Annotated in this window: 24 protein-coding genes; 17 read left to right on the plus strand and 7 right to left on the minus strand. The window is 61.0% G+C overall.

The annotated features are described in order from the left end of the window. Window positions 1-36: 36 nt before the first annotated feature. The 5 genes from CR254_RS04130 to CR254_RS04150 form a co-directional block, all read right to left on the minus strand. Window positions 37-1971: an acetyl/propionyl/methylcrotonyl-CoA carboxylase subunit alpha gene (locus CR254_RS04130; RefSeq protein ID WP_097928519.1), complete on the minus strand. Its 1935-nt coding sequence runs from the start codon at window positions 1969-1971 to the stop codon at window positions 37-39. Window positions 1972-2037: 66 nt separating this feature from the next. Then, window positions 2038-3645 carry a carboxyl transferase domain-containing protein gene (locus CR254_RS04135; RefSeq protein WP_097928520.1) on the minus strand — a complete coding sequence of 536 codons (1608 nt, stop codon included), beginning with the start codon at window positions 3643-3645 and terminating at the stop codon, window positions 2038-2040. Between the two features lie 34 nt (window positions 3646-3679). Next, window positions 3680-4528, minus strand: a complete 849-nt coding sequence (locus CR254_RS04140) for an EcsC family protein (RefSeq protein ID WP_097928521.1) — start codon at window positions 4526-4528, stop codon at window positions 3680-3682. Then, the gene (locus CR254_RS04145) at window positions 4518-5051 is read right to left on the minus strand and encodes a lysozyme inhibitor LprI family protein (RefSeq protein WP_097928522.1); all 534 of its coding nucleotides are present in this window, start codon (window positions 5049-5051) and stop codon (window positions 4518-4520) included. The genes CR254_RS04140 and CR254_RS04145 overlap by 11 nt, the downstream gene beginning before the upstream one ends. A 118-nt stretch (window positions 5052-5169) precedes the next feature. Then, window positions 5170-6333 carry an isovaleryl-CoA dehydrogenase gene (locus CR254_RS04150; RefSeq protein ID WP_097928523.1) on the minus strand — a complete coding sequence of 388 codons (1164 nt, stop codon included), beginning with the start codon at window positions 6331-6333 and terminating at the stop codon, window positions 5170-5172. A 132-nt stretch (window positions 6334-6465) separates the two neighbouring features. Between CR254_RS04150 and hisB the strand changes: the two genes are divergently transcribed. The 5 genes from hisB (at window position 6466) to CR254_RS04175 (ending at window position 10599) form a co-directional block, all read left to right on the plus strand. After that, on the plus strand, window positions 6466-7053 hold the full coding sequence (hisB, locus tag CR254_RS04155; protein WP_097928524.1) for an imidazoleglycerol-phosphate dehydratase HisB: 588 nt from the start codon (window positions 6466-6468) through the stop codon (window positions 7051-7053). Continuing rightward, window positions 7050-7685 carry an imidazole glycerol phosphate synthase subunit HisH gene (gene hisH, locus CR254_RS04160; protein WP_097928525.1) on the plus strand — a complete coding sequence of 212 codons (636 nt, stop codon included), beginning with the start codon at window positions 7050-7052 and terminating at the stop codon, window positions 7683-7685. The genes hisB and hisH overlap by 4 nt, the downstream gene beginning before the upstream one ends. Continuing rightward, window positions 7686-8597: a glutaminase gene (locus CR254_RS04165; protein ID WP_281252972.1), complete on the plus strand. Its 912-nt coding sequence runs from the start codon at window positions 7686-7688 to the stop codon at window positions 8595-8597. It abuts the gene before it with no gap. 185 nt (window positions 8598-8782) lie between these two features. After that, window positions 8783-10174, plus strand: a complete 1392-nt coding sequence (locus CR254_RS04170) for an MATE family efflux transporter (RefSeq protein WP_097928526.1) — start codon at window positions 8783-8785, stop codon at window positions 10172-10174. Continuing rightward, window positions 10171-10599 (plus strand): glyoxalase superfamily protein, encoded by a 429-nt coding sequence (locus CR254_RS04175; RefSeq protein ID WP_097928527.1) that lies wholly within the window; start codon window positions 10171-10173, stop codon window positions 10597-10599. The genes CR254_RS04170 and CR254_RS04175 overlap by 4 nt, the downstream gene beginning before the upstream one ends. 38 nt (window positions 10600-10637) lie before the next feature. Here the strand turns inward: CR254_RS04175 and CR254_RS04180 are convergent, their stop codons facing one another. Continuing rightward, entirely contained in the window at window positions 10638-11033 is a 396-nt protein-coding gene (locus CR254_RS04180; protein ID WP_097928528.1) for a DUF2147 domain-containing protein, read from the minus strand. A 145-nt stretch (window positions 11034-11178) separates the two neighbouring features. On the opposite strand from CR254_RS04180, the gene hisA reads away from it, so the two are divergent. The 4 genes from hisA to CR254_RS04200 all read left to right on the plus strand — a co-directional run bounded on the left by hisA (window position 11179) and on the right by CR254_RS04200 (window position 13641). Beyond that, window positions 11179-11901, plus strand: coding sequence for a 1-(5-phosphoribosyl)-5-[(5-phosphoribosylamino)methylideneamino]imidazole-4-carboxamide isomerase (gene hisA / locus CR254_RS04185; RefSeq protein ID WP_097928529.1), 723 nt, complete (start codon window positions 11179-11181; stop codon window positions 11899-11901). Between the two features lie 128 nt (window positions 11902-12029). Continuing rightward, window positions 12030-12791, plus strand: a complete 762-nt coding sequence (gene hisF / locus CR254_RS04190) for an imidazole glycerol phosphate synthase subunit HisF (RefSeq protein WP_097928530.1) — start codon at window positions 12030-12032, stop codon at window positions 12789-12791. Beyond that, window positions 12788-13102, plus strand: coding sequence for a phosphoribosyl-ATP diphosphatase (locus tag CR254_RS04195; protein WP_097928531.1), 315 nt, complete (start codon window positions 12788-12790; stop codon window positions 13100-13102). Before hisF ends, CR254_RS04195 begins: the two co-directional genes overlap by 4 nt. Continuing rightward, window positions 13099-13641, plus strand: a complete 543-nt coding sequence (locus CR254_RS04200) for a pseudouridine synthase (RefSeq protein ID WP_097928532.1) — start codon at window positions 13099-13101, stop codon at window positions 13639-13641. The genes CR254_RS04195 and CR254_RS04200 overlap by 4 nt, the downstream gene beginning before the upstream one ends. On the opposite strand, the gene CR254_RS04205 is transcribed toward CR254_RS04200, so the two are convergent. Continuing rightward, window positions 13638-14561, minus strand: a complete 924-nt coding sequence (locus CR254_RS04205; protein ID WP_097928533.1) for an ABC transporter ATP-binding protein — start codon at window positions 14559-14561, stop codon at window positions 13638-13640. The two genes, CR254_RS04200 and CR254_RS04205, sit on opposite strands and share 4 nt — an antisense overlap. Before the next feature lie 118 nt (window positions 14562-14679). On the opposite strand from CR254_RS04205, the gene CR254_RS04210 reads away from it, so the two are divergent. The 8 genes from CR254_RS04210 (at window position 14680) to leuD (ending at window position 23336) form a co-directional block, all read left to right on the plus strand. Further along, a complete protein-coding gene (locus CR254_RS04210; RefSeq protein WP_097928534.1) occupies window positions 14680-14862 on the plus strand; it encodes a zinc-finger domain-containing protein in 183 nt (60 codons plus the stop codon). Between the two features lie 74 nt (window positions 14863-14936). Next, window positions 14937-15314, plus strand: a complete 378-nt coding sequence (locus CR254_RS04215) for a VOC family protein (RefSeq protein ID WP_097928535.1) — start codon at window positions 14937-14939, stop codon at window positions 15312-15314. 3 nt (window positions 15315-15317) lie between these two features. Continuing rightward, window positions 15318-16001 (plus strand): helix-turn-helix transcriptional regulator, encoded by a 684-nt coding sequence (locus CR254_RS04220; RefSeq protein WP_097928536.1) that lies wholly within the window; start codon window positions 15318-15320, stop codon window positions 15999-16001. Between the two features lie 106 nt (window positions 16002-16107). Then, window positions 16108-18909, plus strand: coding sequence for a DNA polymerase I (gene polA, locus CR254_RS04225; protein ID WP_097928537.1), 2802 nt, complete (start codon window positions 16108-16110; stop codon window positions 18907-18909). A gap of 152 nt (window positions 18910-19061) precedes the next feature. Next, window positions 19062-19877 (plus strand): CE1 family esterase, encoded by an 816-nt coding sequence (locus CR254_RS04230; RefSeq protein WP_097928538.1) that lies wholly within the window; start codon window positions 19062-19064, stop codon window positions 19875-19877. Between the two features lie 89 nt (window positions 19878-19966). After that, a complete protein-coding gene (locus CR254_RS04235) occupies window positions 19967-21019 on the plus strand; it encodes a hypothetical protein (protein ID WP_145996699.1) in 1053 nt (350 codons plus the stop codon). Window positions 21020-21245: 226 nt separating this feature from the next. Next, the gene (gene leuC, locus CR254_RS04240) at window positions 21246-22649 is read left to right on the plus strand and encodes a 3-isopropylmalate dehydratase large subunit (RefSeq protein ID WP_097928540.1); all 1404 of its coding nucleotides are present in this window, start codon (window positions 21246-21248) and stop codon (window positions 22647-22649) included. A gap of 81 nt (window positions 22650-22730) precedes the next feature. After that, complete coding sequence (leuD, locus tag CR254_RS04245) at window positions 22731-23336, plus strand: 3-isopropylmalate dehydratase small subunit (protein WP_097928541.1); 606 nt, start codon at window positions 22731-22733, stop codon at window positions 23334-23336. The last annotated feature ends 1 nt before the right edge of the window (window position 23337 follow it).

Genomic DNA, 23337 nt, shown 5'->3' on the forward strand with positions numbered 1-23337 from the left:
TCCGGCGGGGATATTTGGGTGAATGCGATGGCACGATCAGTCCTCCAGCGGTTCAAGGCTTAGCAAAACGTCGCCATCAGCAACCTGACGCCCCGGTGCAGCGGCCAGTTGCGCCACGATGCCATCGCGGGGGGCGGTCAGGGTATGCTCCATCTTCATCGCCTCCATCACGATCAACGCGTCGCCCTGCGATACGGCATCGCCCGGTTTGGTGTTCACCACCTTGATCAGGCCCGGCATCGGGGCCAGCAGGACATCGCCACCTGCGCCGCCCTCTGCCGCGCGGGCAAGCGGATCGATGCGTGTAAACACATGCGGCACGGCCCCGGCGAAGATCGTTACTGTATCATCAGTACGGCTAAAACGATAGCGACCGCCGGTGAAGCGCACATCATGGCCCTGAACCCGCAGGCCCGTGATCGCCACATCAGCATCACCCACACGCACCGCGAAATCGTCAGGGCCGTTGGTGGTAACGCGCACCGCATCCTCGCCCAATTCGATCGTTTGGACGTGCTGCGACCACAGGGTGAAGCCTGCCCGCGCAGGCGCATCAAACAGCCCCATCAGTGACAGCCCGGCAATGGCCGTGATTTGCGGCGTTGCTGGCTCCACATAGGTCAGCGCGGTTTGGTCCCGTTCAATCAGGCCGGTATCAACCTGACCGGCGGCGAACCCTGCATGACGGGTCAGCGCGGCGAGGAATGGCAGGTTGGTGACAGATCCGGCGACGACCGTCTGCTCCAACGCGCTGCGCAACTGACCCAGCGCCACATCGCGGGTCGGGCCGTGGGTGATCAGCTTGGCAATCATCGGGTCGTAGAACGGCGTGATCTCATCACCCGCGCGCACACCGCTATCGGCCCGAACATTGTCAGGGAAGCTCAGCGCATTCAGGCGGCCCGTGGCAGGCAGGAACCCCTTGGATGCGTCCTCGGCATATAGCCGCGCCTCGAAGGAATGGCCGGTTAGGGTGATGTCATCCTGCTGCGCGGGCAACGGTTCGCCCGCCGCAACGCGCAACTGCCACTCAACCAGATCAACGCCGGTGATTGCCTCAGTCACGGGGTGTTCGACCTGTAGGCGGGTGTTCATCTCCATAAACCAGAACCCGTCAGGGCGCAGGCCGTCGGACCCGTCCACGATGAATTCGATTGTGCCCGCACCGGCATAGCCAATCGCCTCCGCTGCCTTGACCGCTGCGGCGCCCATTGCAGCGCGCATTTCTGCGGTCATGCCGGGGGCGGGGGCCTCCTCGATCACCTTTTGATGGCGACGCTGTAGCGAGCAATCACGCTCGTACAAATGCAGCGCGGTTTTACCATCGCCAAAGACCTGCATCTCGATATGGCGGGGCGTGGTGATCCACTTTTCGATCAGCACAGCAGCATCCCCGAACGAGGCAAGCCCCTCACGCTGCGCCCCCTCCAGCCCGGCGCGGAAATCGGCGGGGGCGTCTACCTTGCGCATACCCTTACCGCCGCCACCGGCGCGGGCCTTGATCAGGACGGGATAGCCGATCTTGTCAGCCTCTGCCGCAAGGAAGTCGGCCCCCTGCTCCGCCCCGTGATAGCCGGGAACGACGGGCACGCCCGCCTCGACCATCAGCTTTTTCGCGGCATCCTTTAGGCCCATGGCGCGGATGGCATCGGCGCTCGGCCCGATAAAGATCAGACCAGCCGCCGTGATCGCATCCACGAAATCAGGATTTTCCGACAGAAAGCCATAGCCCGGATGGATCGCCTGCGCGCCGGTATCCAGCGCCGCCTGAATGATACGATCCCCCTTGAGGTAGCTTTCCCCAACAGGCGCTGCCCCGATATGCACCGCCTCATCCGCCATTTGCGTATGCTTCGACTGCGCATCGGCGTCAGAATAGACCGCGACCGTGGCCACACCCATGCGGCGGGCGGTTTCGATCACACGGCAGGCAATTTCGCCGCGATTGGCGATGAGAATTTTAGTGAACATATGGTGCGCTCCCTTGAGCTGACGGGTCACGGGCAGCGATCTGATCGAAACTTCCACGCATAATCATCACATGCGGAACACGCCGAAGCGTGTCTCCTCGATCGGTGCGTTCAGGCAGGCGCGTAGGGACAATGCCAGCACGTCGCGGGTTTTTTCGGGGGGGATCACGCCGTCATCCCATAGGCGGGCGGAGGCATAGAGCGGGTGGGATTGTTCGGCGAACATCTCAACGGTGGGGCGCTTGAACTCGGCCTCCTCCTCGGCGGACCATGTGCCGCCCTTACGCTCAATCCCGTCGCGGCGCACGGTGGCCAGCACGCCAGCAGCCTGCTCCCCCCCCATGACCGAGATACGGCTGTTGGGCCATGTCCACAGAAAGCGCGGAGAGTATGCCCGCCCTGCCATGCCGTAATTGCCCGCGCCAAAACTGCCGCCGACCAGCACCGTGATCTTGGGCACCTTGGTGGTGGCGACGGCCGTGACCAGCTTGGCCCCGTGGCGCGCGATACCCTCGTTCTCGTATTTGCGACCAACCATAAAGCCGGTGATGTTTTGCAAGAAGATCAGCGGGATTTTGCGCTGGCTGCACAGCTCAACAAAATGCGCGCCCTTTTGGGCGGCCTCGGAAAACAGCACGCCGTTATTGGCGATGATGCCAACGGGGCAGCCCTCGATATGGGCGAAGCCTGTTACCAGTGTTTTACCATACCGTTCCTTGAACTCGTCAAAGCGTGATCCGTCTACGATGCGGGCGATCACCTCACGAATATCATAGGGGGTGGTCAGCGCGGCAGGCACAACACCTGTCAGGGTTTCGGGGGCGTAGGCGGGGGCCTCGGGCTCCTGCCACTCGACCGTTGCGGGGGTGGTCAGGTTCAGGTTGCCAACGACCTGTCGGGCGAGGGCCAGTGCGTGTGTGTCATCCTCGGCCAGATAATCCGCAACGCCGGACAAACGCGTGTGCACGTCGCCGCCGCCCAGATCTTCGGAGGTGACAACCTCACCCGTTGCCGCCTTGACCAAGGGGGGGCCGGCGAGGAAAATCGTGCCCTGTTCCTTCACAATGATCGTCACATCAGACATCGCCGGAACATACGCTCCGCCCGCTGTGCAACTGCCCATCACCACCGCGATTTGCGGAATGCCCGCTGCGGACATATTCGCCTGATTGTAAAAGATACGCCCGAAATGGTCGCGATCAGGGAACACCTCGTCCTGATTGGGCAGGTTCGCACCGCCGGAATCCACCAGATAGATACAGGGCAGCCGGTTCTGCTCCGCAATTTCCTGCGCGCGCAGGTGCTTCTTGACGGTCATCGGATAGTAGGTGCCGCCCTTAACCGTCGCATCATTGCACAGGATCATACATTGACGACCGGCGACCTGACCGATACCCGCAATCACGCCCGCACAGGGCGCCGCGCCGTCATACATGCCATGGGCGGCTGTGGCGCCAACCTCCAGAAACGGCGTGCCGGCATCCAGCAGGTTTGCGACCCGTTCACGCGGAGGCATTTTCCCGCGCGACACATGCCGCTCTAGCGAACGCGCACCGCCACCCGCCGCCGCAGCAGCCGCAGCCGTTGCAATTTCAGCAGCGGCGGCGGCGTGGGCGGCCTGATTGGCCTCGAACACCTCTGATCCGGCAAGAGCCTCGGTCTGTAACTTGGTCATCGCAAATCTCTCTCTACGGCGCTGCTGTTCACTCTCATACCGGCGTTTCCTCAACGGTCTCGGCGTAGCCACGGGTGGCCAGCCAGCGTTCGCGGTAGGCATATCGGGCCGCCAGCGCCACATCGCTGAGGAAGGCCGCATTCACGCTCGCCCCGATCACGGCCCCGAACACAGGAACAATCTGTGCCGCCTTACGCTGCGCCAAATTCACGCCCAGTTGTTCGGCCAAGGCACGCACAGCGGCAACGCTGGCCGTTCCCGGGCCGCTCATCCGGGCGATGGCTTGAAAATCATGGTCCTGTATCGCTTCGGGCCGGTTGACCGCATCGACGAATAGCAGGGCCTGCTCCTTGTCCGCGCGATCATTTGCACCGGCCAGCGCAAGGATGCTCATGACGAAGCTCCGCTCCGCCGGTCCGCTTTCGCCAAAGCCATAGCACAGCCCGACCGCACGCGCCGTGCGCATGGCCAAGGTGATGGAGGTCGGAACATCCACCACCAGCCCGATCGCACCAACAGCGCCAGCCGCGCCGCCGGATGTCATACCGTAGCCAATCGCCCAGCGTCGGGCATCCTGAGCGGCGGCATCACATGCGAACAGATCCGCGAAATCATGGTCGATCAACACACGGCGCAGGCTGGCATTGGCGGCGAAATCCGCACCGGTCAGGGCCAGCTCGATCGCCTCCACCGGAATCAGCCGTGACGCGATCCACCCCGCAGGGCGTGTCACCGCACGGGCGAATCGGGGCAGGATTGCGGGCCTTTGCACGCGATATTGCGATTGCTCGGCCAACACGGCCCGACAGGCCTGCGGGGGCAGATCAACACTGTCCTGCGCCACTTCATCCAGTTGCGGTACTGCTTTTAGGTTACTGACCATCGGGCAACCCCTCGGTCGAAAGGTACAATGCCTGCTCCGCCGTTAAGCGCATCAAACAGCCAAGCGTTGCAGGCCCGCCACCAGTGCCGCCGCCCCATTGCGCACGCTCGAAATCACAGGTCGCATCACGATAGGCGACCCATGCCCGCTGCATGTCGCGCAGGGCTGGCTGCATCGGTGGCACGTTATAGTCAGCGCCCTCCGCATCCCGACGTTCCATCACGGCGACCACGCGCTGATATTCGGTGTTCAGCATCCCGTCCCAGACCTGCAATTCGCGGTCCAGACAGCCTCCCATGCCGACGGTGCTTTCCCCACCGACAGAATCCTTCATGCAAGCATTTGCCGCGCGACCGATACAGCCACGACTATCGCCATCACGCGCCGCGCATTGCGCGACAATCTCCGCGTCAAACTCCAGGTCTTGCGCAGATACCGGCCCGACCGATGCGCATAGGGCGGCAACAGCCAGTGCTGCGCCCCTCGCAAAATCGAGCCTCGTCAGTTGAGTGCCGTACAACATCACTTGAAAGCCTCCCTCTGTCCGAACTCTTGGATAGAAGAAAAGGTAGGGATGAAATCAGCGACACCCAAACCCGCCTGATCGTTACCGCCCAGACCGCGCACGGATGAGGCGCGCATTACGCCGTGACCTTCATCAGCTCCCGCCCGCACAACATCCGGCGGATTTCGCTGGTGCCTGCGCCGATCTCCATCAGCTTGGCATCGCGCATGATCCGCGACAGGGGCGAATCATTCAGGAAGCCCGCGCCGCCCATCGCCTGCACGCCCTGAATAGCCTGCAACATGGCCTGCTCGGAACAATACAGCACACAGGCCGCCGCGTCCTGACGGGTCACTTGCCCCCGATCACAGGCTGCCGCAACGGCATACAAATACGCCCGCGCCGTGTTCATCGAGGTATACAGATCCGCGATCTTGCCCTGCATCAACTGGAAGTCGCCGATCTTCTGACCGAACTGCTTACGCTCATGCATATAGGGCATGATATGGTCCAGAATGGCGTGCATCAGGCCGACGCCGATGCCTGACAGCACCACACGCTCATAATCCAGACCGGACATCAGGACGTTTACGCCCTTGCCCTCCTCACCCAGAATATTCTCGAACGGAACCTCGACATCCTCGAAAATCAGCTCGGCGGTGTTTGACCCGCGCATGCCCAGCTTGTCGAAATGCGGACCGACGCTGAAACCGGTCATTTCCTTTTCGATCAGAAACGCCGTCAGGCCACGCGATCCCGCATCGGGGTCCGTCTTGGCATAAACCACCAGGGTGGATGCCTCGGGCGAGTTGGTGATCCAGTATTTATTGCCGTTCAGAACGAAGCGGTCGTTCCGCTTTTCCGCGCGCAGGCTCATCGACACAACGTCGGAACCGGCCCCTGCCTCGGACATGGCCAGCGATCCGACATGCTCGCCGGAAATCAGCTTGGGCAGGTATTTCGCCTTTTGCTCGGCATTGCCGTTCAGCGCGATCTGGTTGACGCACAGGTTGGAATGCGCCCCGTAGCTGAGGCTGACCGAGGCAGACGCACGCGCCATTTCCTCAACCGCGACGGCATGGGCCAGATATCCCATACCCGCGCCGCCATCTTCCTCGGGCACAGTGATTCCCAATAGGCCCAGATCGCCCATCTCGCGCCACAACTCGGCCGGAAACTCGTTCTTGCGGTCGATATCGGCTGCCATCGGGGCAACACGATCCTGCGCCCAACGATGCACCATATCGCGCAGTGCTTCGATTTCCTCACCCAGTGCGAAATTCATGGATGCGTTAAACATGGCTTTCCTCCAAATGCGATCATCGCCGCTTACGGGTATATGAACACATGTTCATTTATCTGGCAACAACCTTGTTTGCGACCGGCGCGGCGCGGCGCTATAAGGCAGCGCAGACCTTAGCGGAGGCTCCCCATGCGCAGCGCCACCATCACCCGCAAAACAGCGGAAACCGACATCACGGTAGACATCAACCTCGACGGAACGGGGCGGTACGATAACCAGACCGGCGTGGGGTTCTTTGACCATATGCTGGACCAACTTGCCCGCCATGCCCTGATCGACATGACGGTACGGTGCGCGGGCGACCTGCATATCGACGACCACCACACGGTGGAGGATGTGGGCATCGCACTGGGTCAGGCCCTGACACAGGCAATGGGCGACAAGCGCGGCATTGTGCGCTATGGCTCCTGCCTGCTGCCGATGGACGACTCACTGGTGCGTGCGGCGCTGGACCTGTCCGCGCGGCCCTATCTGGTGTGGAAGGTAGACTTCCCCACCCCCGCGATCAAAACCTTCGATACCGAACTGGTGCGTGAGTTTTTCCAAGCCTTCGCGACCCATGGAGGCATCACGCTGCATGTTGAAAAGCTGGACGGCATCAACTCGCACCACATCGCCGAGGCCGCATTCAAGGCAGTGGCACGCGCCCTGCGCGACGCATTGGAAACCGATCCGCGCAAGGGCGACGCGATCCCCTCGACAAAGGGCATGCTGTGACCTGCGCAATCATCGATTACGGCTCCGGCAACCTGCACTCGGCTGAGAAATCGTTCCAGCGGATGCGGCGTGAGGCAGGCGGCCCCGAAATCATCGTCACCGCCGACCCCGAGGTCGTGCGCAAGGCAGACCGCATCGTGCTGCCCGGCGTTGGTGCCTTTGCCGATTGTCAGGCGGGCCTGATGGCGGCGCAGGGCATGGTTGAGGTGCTGCGCGAACGGGTCGATGCAGGCACCCCCTTCATGGGGATCTGCGTTGGCATGCAGTTGCTGGCTACCGTCGGGCGTGAATTTGGCGAAACGCCGGGTCTCGACTGGATTCCGGGAGCGGTTACCGCGCTAACCCCGTCCGATCCGGCGCTAAAGGTGCCGCATATGGGCTGGAATGAACTGCACATCGACCAACCCCACGCGATCTTTGACGGGGTACAGGCGGGCGCGCATGCCTATTTCGTACACTCGTTCCACCTGACACCGGATAACATGGCGCACCGGTTGGCCCATGTGGATTACGGAACCGAAGTGACCGCCGCCGTGGGGCGTGACAACATTATCGGGCTGCAATTCCACCCCGAGAAATCACAGCGCACCGGTCTGGACGTTATCGGCAACTTCCTGAACTGGACACCGTAAGTGGACCTGACGGCGATCCTGAACGGGATCACGGATGACATGGCCGCCCGCCCCGATCGTGGGGCGGTTGCGCGCTATATTCCGCAGCTTGCCAATGTGGACCCCGACCAGTTTGCGATGTCGATCTGTCTGGCTGATGGCACGCAACTGTCCGCAGGCGATGCGCAGGTGCCGTTTTCGATCCAGTCAGTGTCCAAGGTTTTTTCACTCGCACTGGCCCTGGGCCGCGTGGGCGACAACCTGTGGACCCGCGTCGGGCGCGAACCGTCCGGTCAGGCCTTCGACTCGATCCTGTTATTGGAGCAGGAAAAGGGCCGCCCCCGTAATCCCTTCATCAATGCAGGCGCCATCGTCACCACAGATACCTATCTGGAGGGGCACAGTCCGGCCGAGGCACTGGGCGGCCTGATGCGTTTCATCCGCGAGGCAGCAGATGATGACAGCATCCATATCGATGAGGACGTCGCCCGATCCGAGATCGCAACCGGCCACCGCAACTTCGCGCTCGCCCATTATATGCAGTCCCATGGCAATCTGCGCCACGCGCCGGAGCTGACCCTCGGCACCTATTTCCACCAATGCGCCGTCGCGATGAACACGGACCAACTGGCCCGTGCGGGGCGGTTCCTGATGAATGCACCGGACATGCCGCGCATGGTGTCGGATGGCCGTGTGCGCCGGATCAATGCGCTAATGCTGACCTGCGGGCAATATGACGGCTCGGGTGATTTCGCCTATCGGGTTGGCCTACCCGGGAAAAGCGGCGTTGGCGGCGGCATTCTGGTCATCGCACCGGGCAAAGCCTCAATCGCGGTCTGGTCACCGGGCCTGAACGATTACGGCAACTCGCATCTGGGCACCATCGCGGTCGAGGTTCTGGCCCGCAAAACCGGTTGGTCGATTTTCGGGTAATGCTTGACGCGGGGGCGTCGCCGGGCGTATCGGGGCGCAGGCCTCTGACGCCTGCCGCCCGCTGACATGATGTCTTGGTAAAGTTCTGAATGATGATTGGTTAGATTCCCCTACGCATATCGCGCGGGTGGCAATGCGGGTGTCCATCCTAATTTCGCGCGACCTTGCATGAGGAATACGGGCCGATGTCCGACACCCGATCCAATTCATTTCTGACCGGACCTATGTGGTCCATCTACGCGAAAACGGCGCTGCCCATCATCTTTGTCATGGGGATGAACGGGCTGCTTTCGGTTGCCGACGCGCTGTTTCTGGGCCGCTATGTCGGGCCGGACGCGCTAGCCGCTGTGACGCTGATGTTTCCGCTATATATGCTGATTATCGCACTGGCGACACTGGTTTCCAGCGGTATGTCCAGCCTGCTGGCGCGGCACCTTGGCGCAGGGCGGCTGGATCAGGCGCAGGCGGTCTTTGCCGGTGCACACGGCCTTGCCCTGACCGTCGCGGCGATCCTGATTGCGCTGTTCTTCGTGGCAGGAGTTGCTGCGGCAAATCTGGCGGCGGGCGGTTCCGCTGCGCTGGCCGATATGGGGCTGACCTATCTGCGCATCACGGTGCTGTTCTCACCCCTGCTTTTCGTGCTGTCCGTCAATTCCGACACCCTGCGAAACGAGGGGCGGGTGGCGCTGATGGCGGGGACAAGCCTGCTGGTCTCCCTCGCCAATATCGCCTTCAACTACCTGCTGATCGCGGTGTTGGAGATGGGCGTTGCCGGTTCCGCCTATGGCACCGCACTGGCCCAAGCATTTGCCATGTGCTGCATCATCACCTTTCGCATCTGGGGGCGCACGGACCTGACGCTACGCATCCTGCGCGAAAACAGCCTGATGCATGGCTGGCAGCGCATCCTGCAACTCGGCGCACCGCAAAGCCTCGGCTTTATCGGCATGGCGCTGGGGTCCGCAACGATCATGGGGGCGCTGCAATTCGTGAACAGCCCCGACTATCAGGCGACAATCTCGGCCTATGGTATCATCACGCGGGTCATGACCTTTGTGTTTTTGCCGCTGCTGGGGCTGTCCCATGCGATGCAAACGATCACGGGCAATAATTTCGGCGCGGCGCAACGGCACCGCTCGAACAATAGCGTCAGCTTTGCGGTGCTGACGGCGCTGATCTACTGCACGACGGCGCAACTTGTGATGCAAACGCTGGCAGGGCCAATCGGCGCGGCATTCGTTGAAAACCCGCAGGTCATTGCGCAGGTTGAACGCATCCTGCCAACAATCACATTGGCGTTTTTCCTGTCGGGCCCACTGATGATGATCTCGGCCTATTTTCAGGCAACGGGCGATGCGACGCGCGCGGCACTGTTGAGCCTGTCCAAGCCCTACCTGTTTTCCATCCCGATGACCTGCATTTTGACGCTGACCATGGGCGAGGACGGCATCTGGATCGCCGGACCGATAGCCGAGCTGTGCCTGCTAACCCTGACCATCGCGGTCCTGACCTACACTGCCCGCCAGAAATCACTGCGCTGGGGCATTTTCCACACCATCACGGGGGAACAATCATGAACACGCCATTACCCACCACCACCCAAGCCAAATCGCAGGCCAAGGCTTTGCGCACGCAACTGGCCGCGCAGGGCACCGAAATCGGTCATGCGCAGGCGTTGGAGCGTGTGGCCCAGCAATACGGGTTTGCCGATTGGAACACGCTTAGCGCGCGCATCGCGAATACCCCGCCCCCCGAATGGCGGATCGGCGCACGGGTGCGCGGCGCATATCTGTCGCAGGATTTCACGGCTACGGTGGTGACAATCGACGCCCAGCGCCCCGGTTGGTTCGGCGTGGAGCTGGATCTGGATCAACCGGTCGATGTCGTGACCTTTGACAGCTTTTCCAACTTTCGCAAACGCATCCGTGGCACCGTCGGGCCGCAGGGCACATCGCAGGAGCGGACATCGGACGGCGTGCCACACCTGACCCTGCACCAGTAAAATAGATCGGGGCGGCATCCACCGCCCCGGTCACCGCATCAGTTTACGCGGGTCCAATCCTGCGACCGGCAAATGAACAGAACGCATCCCGAAACGGACAGCGTGTCACCGTTCAGCTCCATCTTGGATGTATAGGTCTTGTCCTGATCCGGCGCCCAGATCGTGCCGCTATCCCATGCATTGGTGCCGCTTGGCTGCATGTCCCAGATAATCGGCTTGCCCACGATTTCCTGATTGCCCGCGGACCCGTCCGCCTCGAACACACCGGTGATGTTACCACATGTCTGGCTGGCCTCGGCTGCACATGCGCCGATATCGACCGTGATATAGCTGCCCGTATCGCTGGGCGCGGATTGCCACGTACCGGCCACGTCCTGCGCGTGTACGGCCATTGGTGCCAATGTCAGGGCGGCAGCTAGAATGATCTTCTTCATGGATATCTCCCCGTTATTATTACCTCAAACCCTGATACGGCACCTGATTGCGGTCAACTGCGACGTAGCGGGAGCAGCGAGCCTTTGCAAAATCCCGTTCGGCCCGTTACCTGCAACACAACCCTACTGTGCTGGAGCTGACGCGATGATCCTTTACCCTGCAATCGACCTCAAAGATGGCGCCTGCGTGCGTCTGTACAAAGGCGACATGGACAAGGCGACCGTGTTTGGCGACGACCCCGCCGCACAGGCCCGCAGCTTTGTCGAGGCAGGCTGCGAATGGCTGCACTTGGTCGATCTGAACGGGGCCTTTGCCGGTAAGCCCGTGAACGGCGCCGCAGTTGAGGCGATTCTGGCCGCGACAAACGTTCCCGCACAACTGGGCGGCGGCATCCGCGACATGGCCACGATCGAGGCATGGCTGGACAAGGGGCTGGCCCGCGTCATCCTGGGCACCATCGCCGTGCGTGATCCAGCGCTGGTGCGTGAGGCGGCCAAAGCATTCCCGGGCAAGGTCGCCGTCGGCATCGACGCCCGCGACGGCATGGTCGCGGTTGAGGGCTGGGCAGAAACCACCGACACCACAGCCACCGATCTGGCCCGCCAGTTCGAGGATGCAGGCGTTGCCGCCATCATCTACACCGACATTGACCGCGACGGCGCAATGCAGGGGCCGAATGTTGCGGCGACTGCTGCCTTGGCCAGCGCGGTTTCGATTCCCGTAATTGCCAGCGGCGGCGTCTCCTCGCTGGACGATCTGCGCGCGCTCAAGGATAGCGGCGCCGCACTGGATGGCGCAATTTCGGGCCGCGCCCTATATGATGGAAAGATCGATTTGGCACAGGCTGTCGCCCTGCTAAAATCCTAGTAATAGGCGGCCGTCGCAATTAGCGCGAATGCCGAACACACTGCGAACACGTTCAATACCATAGCTTCCTCCGTTTTGATCGAGCTTAGTTACGGTATATGAACGCCAAATTAAGCGCCGGAGTTCCCATGCTGAAAACACGCATCATCCCCTGTCTGGACGTAAAGGACGGGCGCGTCGTCAAGGGCGTTAACTTCAAGGGCCTCGTCGATGCCGGTGATCCGGTTGAGGCCGCAATCGCCTATGATGCGGCTGGTGCGGATGAACTATGCTTCCTCGACATTGCCGCGACACTGGAAAATCGCGGCACCATGTTCGATGTGGTCAGCCGCACGGCGGAACAGTGTTTTATGCCCCTGACCGTCGGCGGCGGTGTGCGCACCGTGGCCGATGTGCGCGCCCTGCTGCTGGCGGGCGCGGATAAGGTCAGCTTCAATTCCGCCGCTGTCGCCAATCGCGATGTAATCGACGCAGCGGCTGAAAAGTTCGGCGCGCAATGCATCGTCGTCGCCGTTGACGCAAAAACGGTGGAGCCGGGCCGTTGGGAGATTTTCACCCATGGCGGCACCAAGCGCACCGGCATCGACGCCGTGGAATTCGCCACCGATATGGCACGGCGCGGCGCGGGTGAAATCCTGCTGACCTCTATGGACAAGGACGGCACCAAATCCGGCTATAACCTGCTCCTGACCCGCGCGATTTCCGATGCCGTTTCCGTGCCGGTCATTGCATCCGGCGGGGTTGGCACGCTGGACCATCTGGTTGAGGGCGTGACCGAGGGCGGCGCGAATGCCGTTCTGGCCGCCTCGATCTTCCACTTCGGCACCTACACAATCGGCGAGGCTAAGGCCCACATGGCCGCCGCCGGCATCCCCATGAGGTTGACATGACCGACGTCCTGACCCGCCTGTCCGAAACCATCGCCGCCCGTGCCGATGCTGATCCTGACAGCTCGCACACCGCACGGATGCTGTCCAGGGGCCCCGAAAAATGCGCCGAGAAATTCGGTGAGGAAGCCATCGAGGCCATTATCGAGGCCGCCAAGGGCAATACCGACAAACTGACCTATGAGGCCGCAGACGTGGTCTATCACCTGATGGTCATGCTGACCGCCCGCGGCATCGCATGGGCCGACGTTTTGACCGAGCTTGAGCGCCGTGAAGGCACCTCCGGCATTGCCGAGAAAGCATCCCGCACATGACAACGATCCTGTTCAACAAGCCCTTCGACGTGCTGTCCCAGTTCACGGATGAGGGCACCAAGGATTCGGCCCGCCGCACCCTGTCCGATTTCATCGACGTAAAACACGTCTACGCCGCCGGCCGTCTGGACCGCGACAGCGAGGGTTTGCTGGTTCTGACCGATGACGGTCAGCTACAGGCCCGCATCGCGCATCCGAAATATAAGACCGCTAAAACCTATTGGGTACAGGTCGAGGGCGCGCCCACCGATCGCGACATCGCCGCCCTGCGCACCGGCGTTACCCTAAAGGACGGCAAAACCGCCCCCGCCGAGGTTGAGTTGATGGAGGAGCCCAAGGTCTGGGCCCGCACCCCACCCGTCCGCTATCGCAAAAGCGTGCCGGATAGCTGGCTGAAAATCACCATCCGCGAGGGACGCAACCGGCAGGTCCGCCGCATGACCGCCGCCATCGGCTTCCCCACGCTGCGGCTGATCCGCTACAGCATCGGGGACTGGACGATTGACGGCATCAATAACGGCGCATGGCGTAAAACCTAAGCTGCCTTGGTAATCTCGCGGAACACATCCTCCAGATGCGGTTCCTCGGTCGCCATATCCTGGATCACCACGCCCTGATTACGCAGGTGGTCCAGCAAATCCATCGCGGAATGCGCGGATTTGCGGTAACTTAGCACCAATGCGCCATCCTCACGACGGGTGCCGTTCACACCCTCGGGCAAGGCGGGAACGCCCTGCCCCTCCGTCGTAACCACCAGCGATTTGGCGTCCAGACGTTTCAGCAAGTTGCTCGTCTCATCACATTCCACCAATTTACCGGCGGAGATGATGCCGATGCGATCACACATCGCCTCGGCTTCCTCCAGATAATGGGTGGTAAGGATGATGGTGGTGCCTGCCTCGTTCAACTCACGCACGTAATCCCACAACATCAGACGCAATTCGATATCCACGCCCGCGGTGGGTTCGTCCAGCACCAGAACCTGTGGCGCGTGAACCAAAGCCTTGGCCACCAGCAGCCGCCGCCGCATACCGCCGGACAGGGTGCGGGCATAGGCTTCGGCCTTATCCAGCAGGCCAACCTTCTCCAGAATCTGGTCCGTGCGACGCTCGGACCGTGGCACACCGTATAGACCGGCCTGAACCTCCAGCGCGGCACGCGGGGTAAAGAACGGATCGACGTTCAGCTCCTGCGGCACCACCCCGATCGAGGCACGCGACATGCGTGGGTTTTCATCCTGATCGAATCCCCAGATTCGCACATTGCCCGCCGTCTTGTTCACCAGACCGGCCATGATGTTGATGGTCGTGGACTTACCCGCACCATTCGGCCCCAACAGGCCAAAGATTGATCCGGCAGGAATGCTCAGATCCAATCCCTCCAGCGCGATCTTGTCATCGCCGCCGCCCTGACCACGATAAACCTTGCGCAAGCCCGCCAGCTCAATTGCGTTTTCCACAGTCCTGCTCTCCTGATGCTCTGTCCGGTCTTGTCGCCGTGTGCGCTATCGTTATCATGCACACCAACAGCGATGTAGGCCGTCCGGCCCCCAAACCCAAGAGTTGTCGGAGAGACATATGACGATCGAGGCCCCCGAAGTCGAATACGTGACCAAAGCCCGCATCCATTGCGACGGTGGCACAGCAGGTCTGGGCCATCCCCGCGTATGGTACACCATCGCGCCAGAGGACGGTTACGTGGAGTGCGGTTATTGCGACAAGAAATTCGTGCTTGAGGGCAGCGTCGCCGACGACCGCTAACACTCCTGACAGAACGCTGTCAGCAGGGGGGTGCTAATCCTGTGCCATCGCAACGATGTGACAAGGAACACGCAATGACCACTCCCCCTGTAAATGCCGCCATCTGGTTTGAAATTCCGGTTCTGGATCTGGACGCAGGCATGGCGTTCTACGGCGCCGTACTGAGTTGCCAGATGGAAGCCACCTCCGAAATGGGCCCGCAACCGATCTCGTTCTTCCCCTATCAGGGCGGAACGGGCGTTTCCGGCCACCTCTATGCAGGCAAACCCTCAACCGAGGGCAGCACCATCCACCTGTTCCTGCCAGATAGCGTGGAGGCCGCATCCGAACGTTGCCGCGCCGCTGGCGGCAAGGTGATCTCGGACCCTGTCACCATCCCCGCTGGCCGCTTTGTCTATGCGACCGATCCGGACGGCAACTCCATCGGCCTGTTTGAGCCGAAGGCAGCATAAGCCATGCGCCGCGCCGACCGCCTGTTCCAGATCGTTCAGTATCTGCGGGGCGGTCGGCTGATCACCGCTAAAACTCTGGCCGAACGGCTGGAAGTATCCGAACGCACAATCTACCGCGACATCGCTGACCTCATCGGCTCCGGCGTACCGGTGGAGGGCGAGGCAGGCGTCGGGTATCTGATGCGCGAGGGGTACGACCTGCCCCCGCTAATGTTCACCCGCGACGAATTACACGCACTGGTCGCAGGCATCCGCATGGCGCGGGCCTTTGGCGGGGCCTCACTGGCCCTCGCGGCCGAGGACGCCCTGTCGAAAATCGAATCCGCAGTGCCTGATGCGCCGAATATCGATGCCAACGCCGTCCCGATCTATGCAATTGGCGGCGGCGAGACCACCAGCCTCGCCCGCCCGCTGCTGGATCAGATCCAATCCGCCTGCAATTCCCACACCCGCCTGCACTTCGCCTATCGCGACAAGGACGGTCAAGCCTCAACCCGCATCATCCGCCCGCTGGGCCTATGGTTCTGGGGCCAAGTCTGGACGCTGGTGGCATGGTGCGAACTGCGCCACGATTACCGCATGTTCCGTGTGGATCGCATTGCCGACCTGACACTTGGCGCGCCATTCACCGAAACCGAGGAAACCTCGCTGCGCACCTTCTTTGCCATGCGTCACCATCAGCGATAACCGGCCATATCGCATTCTCAAAATATCCGCGCCGCAGGCTTCCCGTCCCCTCGCATTCCCCACGCCGATCCCCTAATCTGCCCCCTCAAAATCGAAGGGGCACGACATGGCTATCGGCAAGGGACACCACCTGCATCTGATCGACGGATCGGGGTTCATCTTTCGGGCCTTCCACGCCCTGCCGCCCCTGACACGCAAATCCGACGGCCTGCCGGTGGGCGCGGTTTCGGGCTTTTGCAACATGCTGTTCAAAATGCTTGAGGGGAATACAGGCCACGACGCGCCAACCCATCTGGCCGTGATCTTTGACCATTCGTCCAAGACGTTCCGAAACGACATCTACCCGCAATACAAGGCCCAGCGCCCCCCCATGCCCGAGGATTTGCGCCCGCAAATGCCCCTAACGCGTGAGGCAACCCGCGCCTTTGGCCTGTGTTGTATCGAGCAGGAAGGATGGGAGGCCGACGACCTGATCGCAACCTTCGCCTGTCAGGCCCGTGATGCAGGCGCGCGTGTTACCATCATCTCGTCTGACAAGGACCTGATGCAACTGGTCGGTGACGGCGTTGAAATGATGGACGGCATGAAGAACGTCACCATCGGACCGGATGAGGTACACGCAAAGTTCGGCGTCGCCCCCAACCGTGTGATCGACGTGCAATCGCTGGCCGGTGACAGCGTTGATAACGTGCCGGGCGCGCCGGGGATCGGCATCAAAACCGCCGCTCTGTTGATTAACGAATATGGCGACGTGGAAACCCTGCTGGAACGCGCATCTGAAATTAAGCAGCCCAAGCGCCGCCAAACCCTGATCGACAATGCCGAACAGGTCCGCATTTCCAAACGCCTTGTGACGTTGGAGAAAAACGTACCGGTTGAAGTCAGCATCGACGCGATGGAGGTGCAGCCGCTGGACCCCGAGGTCGTGCTGCCTTTCCTCGCCGATATGGAGTTCCGCACCATGACCACCCGCGTCGCGGCCAAGCTGGGCGCGGCCGCACCGACCATCGCGGAACCGCCCCCCGACACCAGCACCGGCGCGGAGCCGGACATGCCCGCCATCGACCACTCGAAATACGAGATCGTGCGCGATGCGGCGGCCCTGCAAACATGGATCGACCGGGTTTATCAGCGCGGCTACGTTGCGGTGGATACGGAGACCACCGGCCTTGATGAAATGCGCGCCGACCTTGTTGGCGTCTGCCTCAGCGTGGAGGCGGGTGAGGCCTGCTATATCCCGCTCTCCCACGTGAACGGCACCGGCGACCTGCTGGGCGGGGCGGAACGGTGCGAGGGCCAGATGGACTTCGCTCAAGCTCTCGAAATGCTGACCCCGATGCTTGAGGATGCAGCCATCCTCAAAATCATGCAAAACGCCAAATATGATATGAAGATCTTCGCACGGCTCGACGTTACCGTCGCGCCGTTCGACGATACGATGCTGATCTCCTACGCACAAAATGCGGGCCTGCACGGGCATGGCATGGATGCGCTGGCTGAGCGGTATCTGGATCATAAGACGATCCCGATCAAAACGCTGATCGGCACCGGCAAAAAACAAATCACTTTCGATCTGGTCAAGATCGAGGACGCCGCCCCCTACGCGGCCGAGGATGCAGACATCACCCTGCGCCTGTGGACCGCCCTGAAACCGAACCTCGTCACATCGCGCACCACCAATGTGTACGAAACGATGGAGCGCCCGCTGGTCCCTGTTCTGGCCCAGATGGAACGCCACGGGGTAAAGGTGGATCGCGACCATCTCAGCCGCATGTCCAACACCTTCGCCCAGAAAATGGCGGGGCTCGAGGATGAAATCCACACCCTTGCGGGGCGTAAATTCAATGTCGGATCGCCCAAACAGCTGGGCGAGATCCTGTTTGATGAGATGAGCCTGGAGGGCGGTAAAAAGGGTAAGACCGGCGCCTATGGAACCGGCGCGGATATCCTCGAAACGCTTGCGGCACAGGGCAATGATCTGCCCGCGCGGGTGCTGGACTGGCGGCAGCTTAGCAAGCTGAAATCGACCTATACCGATGCGTTGCAGGAACATATCCATCCCGAAACGGGCCGCGTGCATACGTCCTATTCCATCGCTGGGGCCAATACGGGTCGCCTCGCCTCCACCGACCCGAACCTGCAAAACATACCCGTCCGAACCGAGGAGGGCCGCCGCATCCGCGAGGCCTTCATCGCCGAGGAAGGCAACGTGCTGGTCAGCCTCGATTACAGCCAGATCGAGTTGCGCATCCTCGCCCATATCGCCGAAATCGAATCGCTAAAGCAGGCGTTCCGCGATGGCCACGACATCCACGCCATGACCGCGTCGGAAATGTTCGGTGTACCTTTGGACGAGATGACCTCGGATGTGCGCCGTCAGGCCAAGGCGATTAACTTCGGCGTCATCTACGGCATCTCTGCCTTTGGCCTCGCCAATAATCTGCGCATTCCGCGTGAAGACGCAAAGGCCTTTATCGACCGTTATTTCGAGCGTTTCCCCGGCATCCGCAAATATATGGACGACATCGTCGCCTTCGCGAAGGAGCATAAGCGCGTCGATACCCTGTTCGGTCGCCGCATCCATACGCCCGAAATTGGCGCAGCTGGCCCCCGTGCCGGTTTCGCCAACCGCGCTGCGATCAACGCCCCGATTCAGGGTACCGCTGCCGACATTATCCGCCGCGCGATGATCCGCGTTCCTGCGGCAATGGAGGCCGCAAAACTGCCCGGTCGGATGCTGCTACAGGTTCACGATGAATTGCTGTTCGAGGTACCAAAGGAAGCCGCCGACGACCTGATCGGCACCGTACGTCAGGTCATGGAAAACGCCCACATGCCCGCCGTCGCGCTGGACGTACCCCTGATTGTTGAGGGCGGCACAGGCGCAAATTGGGCCGAGGCACATTAACCCACGACCCTGTTGCGGGGCCACATCCCCCGCAACAGCCATAAATTTGCCAGCCGCATAGCAGCCATAGAGCAGCCGGAAAGCAGCCTTGCGAAAACGTGACCTCGTCGTGCAAAAATCCGCGCTAGGGTCGCCATGAAAGGCAGGTTCCCATGCTCAAAATCATCACCGCATTTGCCACTCTCGTCGCGGGGGGTGCCCACGCACAAACCTGCGGGGATGCTGATACTCCCTGCGAAATTTCGGGCGGTTTCTACCATGCCTCCATCCCGGACGGGGACGTAACAGGCGCAGTTGTTTTTCTGCACGGATATGGCGGGCGCGCCTCAGCCACTGTCAGAAATACCGGCCTGATGAACGCGATGAATTCTCAAGGGTACGCCGTGATCGCGGTACAGGGCATGCCGGTGCGGCAGGGGTCGCAGGGCGGGTCATGGAACAGCCGCGCGCGCGGCGATGGACGGCGCGATGATGTGGCCTTTATCGATGCAGTGGCGGATGATGCAGAACAACGCTTTGATTTTCCTAGAAAAAACACCGTCCTAGCAGGATTTTCCGGTGGCGGCATGATGACATGGCGGGTCGCCTGCGACGCTCCCGACGCCTTCGCCGCATATGCCCCGATCGCCGGAACCTTCTGGAACCCGATTCCCGAGGATTGCGCCGCCCCGATCCGCATATTCCACACCCACGGAACCAGCGACACCGTTGTTCCGCTGGCTGGCCGAACCGTCGGATCAGGTGCGCAACAGGGCGATGTGTTTGAGGTTCTGCAAAACCAGCGCACCCTACATGGCTGTCCCATCGATATACCTGCGCAGACGGAAACTCTGGGACAATTTGAGATACAGCACTGGACAAGCTGCTCGAATGGTGGCGAAATCAACCTCGCGTTGCATACTGGCGGGCATTCCATTCCGCGTGGATGGACCCAGATGATGCTGGATTGGTATGAGGCGCCAAATTAGGTGTGAACTTCACGCTGGCATTTGTGAACCAATACACGATAGATACGCTCAGGTATGGATCAAAAGCATCCGATCGGTGGAGAGTTACCATGTCATTTATTCGACTAATAACAGCAACTTTCCTATCAATCGGAGCCTTAACCGCACCGCTAGTGGCAGGCCCGATTGAGGACGCTGTTGCATTCTGGCTGGATGATAACGATGCCGAGGCGCTACCAATTCTGTCAGGCATGGCACTGTCAGGCGACGAAGACGCGCAAATGCTGCTGGGCCAGATCGAGGCAGTCGTACCACCGGGCGCCGGCTCCCTCTTTGTAAGCGCCCTGTCACGGCGTGATCGCATCAATTTGCTGCGTTCTGCCGGTGGGCTATCCGGCAAATCATGGTTGCGCGTCCGCGCGGAGCAGGGCGATGAACTCGCCGCAGCACTGCTCGCCTCGCGTCTGCCCGATGCCGATATGGACGTTGTGCGCGCGCTATTGCAGAGCGGGGAGCACGAGGCCGCACAAAAGCTGGCATGGGAAATTTTTGATCGCGGTCGCTGGGATGAAATCTTCGCGCTGGCGCCAGATGATCCCCTGCTAGAGCAGCTCGACTTTGTGCTGTGGATGCGGGCCTATTTTGCTTCGCCCCCTACCGCGAATAGCTGGGATTGGCTGGATCAAACCCCTGCAACGGGCCGTTCGGGCGGTATGATGATGATCTCACTCGTCGCACCGGTTCTGGCTCCGCATCTACAGCCGAGCGAGGAAATGCGCGAATATTCCATCGCCATGCGCGGTTTTCCGGCGGAGCTGATTGAATCGGGCAATATGCACAATGCGGCCAGTGTTATGGCGAACCAGGTGGAAAACGATGCGAATCTTGCCACGGTCCACGCCTATTGCGCGCAAACATGCCCGACCACACAGGGATATTGCGCGTTACAAGTCATCGCGCAGGTCGGCGGGGCCGATAATATCAATGTGGCCGACAGCCCGCTGGAACGTCTGATCCCGCAGGATGAATTCATGACATCCCCCCGTGCGGTAAACCAGTTGCGCCGCTGGATGGCGTCAATCGGCGATGGGTCGCTGTCCAATGCGGATGTGATTTCGCAATGCGCGCGGGCAGATATCACCACGGCGGCTGCGGGACAGTAGGCGCAGGCAGCATCTTGCGCAGTTGCATCTGCGGGCGTAGGTTCCGCGAATGTCGCAACAGACCGTACATATTCCGATCCTCGACGATCACGCACGCCTGCCATGGCGCTTCTTCGGTCTTGCGAAGACGTTAGAATCACAACTGTGATTCCCGTCCGGTTTTTCCGACAGGATGACCTGTCGGCATCTATTGCACACGCGCTCTACTGACTATCGAGGGAATCCCATGGCTAAGACTCTATATGACAAGATCTGGGACGCACATGTCGTCCACGAAGCTGATGATGGCACCTGCCTGCTCTATATCGACCGTCACCTCGTTCACGAAGTGACCAGCCCGCAAGCGTTCGAGGGTCTGCGGATGTCCGGCCGCACTGTGCGCGCGCCTGAAAAAACAATCGCTGTACCCGATCACAACGTCCCCACCACATTGGACCGCGCAAATGCCGCGACCATGACCGAGGATAGCCGCGTTCAGGTCGATGCGCTGGACAGCAATGCCAAGGAATTCGGCATTCACTACTATCCCGTTTCCGATGTTCGTCAGGGCATCGTGCACATTGTCGGGCCTGAGCAGGGCTGGACCCTGCCCGGCATGACCGTTGTGTGCGGCGACAGCCACACCGCGACCCACGGCGCGTTCGGATCGCTGGCCCATGGTATCGGTACGTCCGAGGTCGAGCACGTTCTGGCCACGCAGACGCTGATCCAGAAAAAGTCCAAGAACATGAAGGTCGAGATCACCGGCCATCTGCGCCCCGGTGTCACGGCCAAGGACATCACCATGGCTGTTATCGGCGCAACCGGCACCGCCGGCGGCACCGGGTACGTCATCGAGTATTGCGGCACCGCGATTGAGGACCTCTCGATGGAGGGTCGCATGACCGTGTGCAACATGGCGATCGAGGGTGGCGCACGCGCCGGTCTGATCGCACCGGATGAGAAGACATTCGCCTATTGCATGGGCCGTCCCCACGCGCCGAAAGGTGCCGCATGGGAGGCCGCGCTGGCCTACTGGAAAACCCTCAGCACCGATGAGGGCGCGCATTTTGACAAGGTTCTGACCATCGCAGGCGAGGATATCGCCCCGCTGGTCACTTGGGGCACCTCGCCCGAGGACGTTCTGCCGATCACCGCTGTTGTGCCCTCGCCCGAGGATTACACCGGCGGCAAGGTAGACGCAGTGCGCCGCAGCATCGCCTATATGGGCCTTGAGGCGGGTCAAAAGCTGAGCGACGTGACCATCGACACCGTGTTCATCGGATCGTGCACCAATGGCCGGATCGAGGATCTGCGCGAAGTGGCCGCGATCATGAAGGGCAAGAAGGTCAAGGACGGTCTGCGTGCAATGGTCGTGCCGGGGTCCGGTCTGGTCCGCGCACAGGCTGAGGAAGAGGGCATTGCCGACATCCTGATCGAGGCCGGTTTTGAATGGCGCATGGCGGGTTGTTCCATGTGTCTGGCCATGAACCCCGACCAGTTGAAGCCGGAGGAGCGTTGCATCTCGACCTCCAACCGTAACTTCGAGGGTCGTCAGGGCCGTGGTGGCCGCACCCACCTCGCCTCGCCCGCGATGGCTGCCGCCGCCGCGATCACTGGTCGTCTGACAGATGTGCGGGAGCTGGACTGAGGCCGTTTTGTAACGGCGCACCCTCCCCCCTCGACCGTAATCCGGTCGGGGGAACGCACATTAGATAAAGGTTTCGACACAATGGAAAAATTCACCACACTTGAGGGCGTTGCGGCGCCAATGCCACTGGTCAATATCGACACCGATATGATCATCCCCAAGCAGTTCCTGAAAACGATCAAGCGGACCGGACTGGGCAAAAACCTGTTCGACGAGATGCGTTTTGACGCTGATGGCAATGAAATCGAAGATTTCGTGCTGAACATGGCCGCCTATCGCGATGCGAAAATTCTGGTTGCCGGCGACAATTTCGGCTGCGGTTCCAGCCGTGAGCACGCGCCATGGGCGCTGGCCGATTTCGGCATTCGCTGTGTAATCTCGACCTCGTTCGCAGATATCTTCTTCAATAACTGCTTTAAGAATGGCATCCTTCCGATTGTGCTGCCACAATCCGAAGTTGATAAACTGATGGATGATGCGCAGCGTGGCGCCAACGCGGTTGTAACGGTTGATTTGGAAAGCCAGACGATCAAGGGACCAGATGGCGGCACAATCAGCTTTGACGTAGAGCCATTTCGCAAGCATTGTCTGCTGAACGGCTTGGACGATATCGGGCTGACCATGCAAAAAGCGGCGTCCATTGACGCCTTCGAGGCGCAGTATGAAACTGCCGCGCCTTGGATCTGAG

It is taken from the genome of Pontivivens marinum (genome assembly GCF_900231835.1).
GTDB lineage: Bacteria > Pseudomonadota > Alphaproteobacteria > Rhodobacterales > Rhodobacteraceae > Pontivivens > Pontivivens marinum.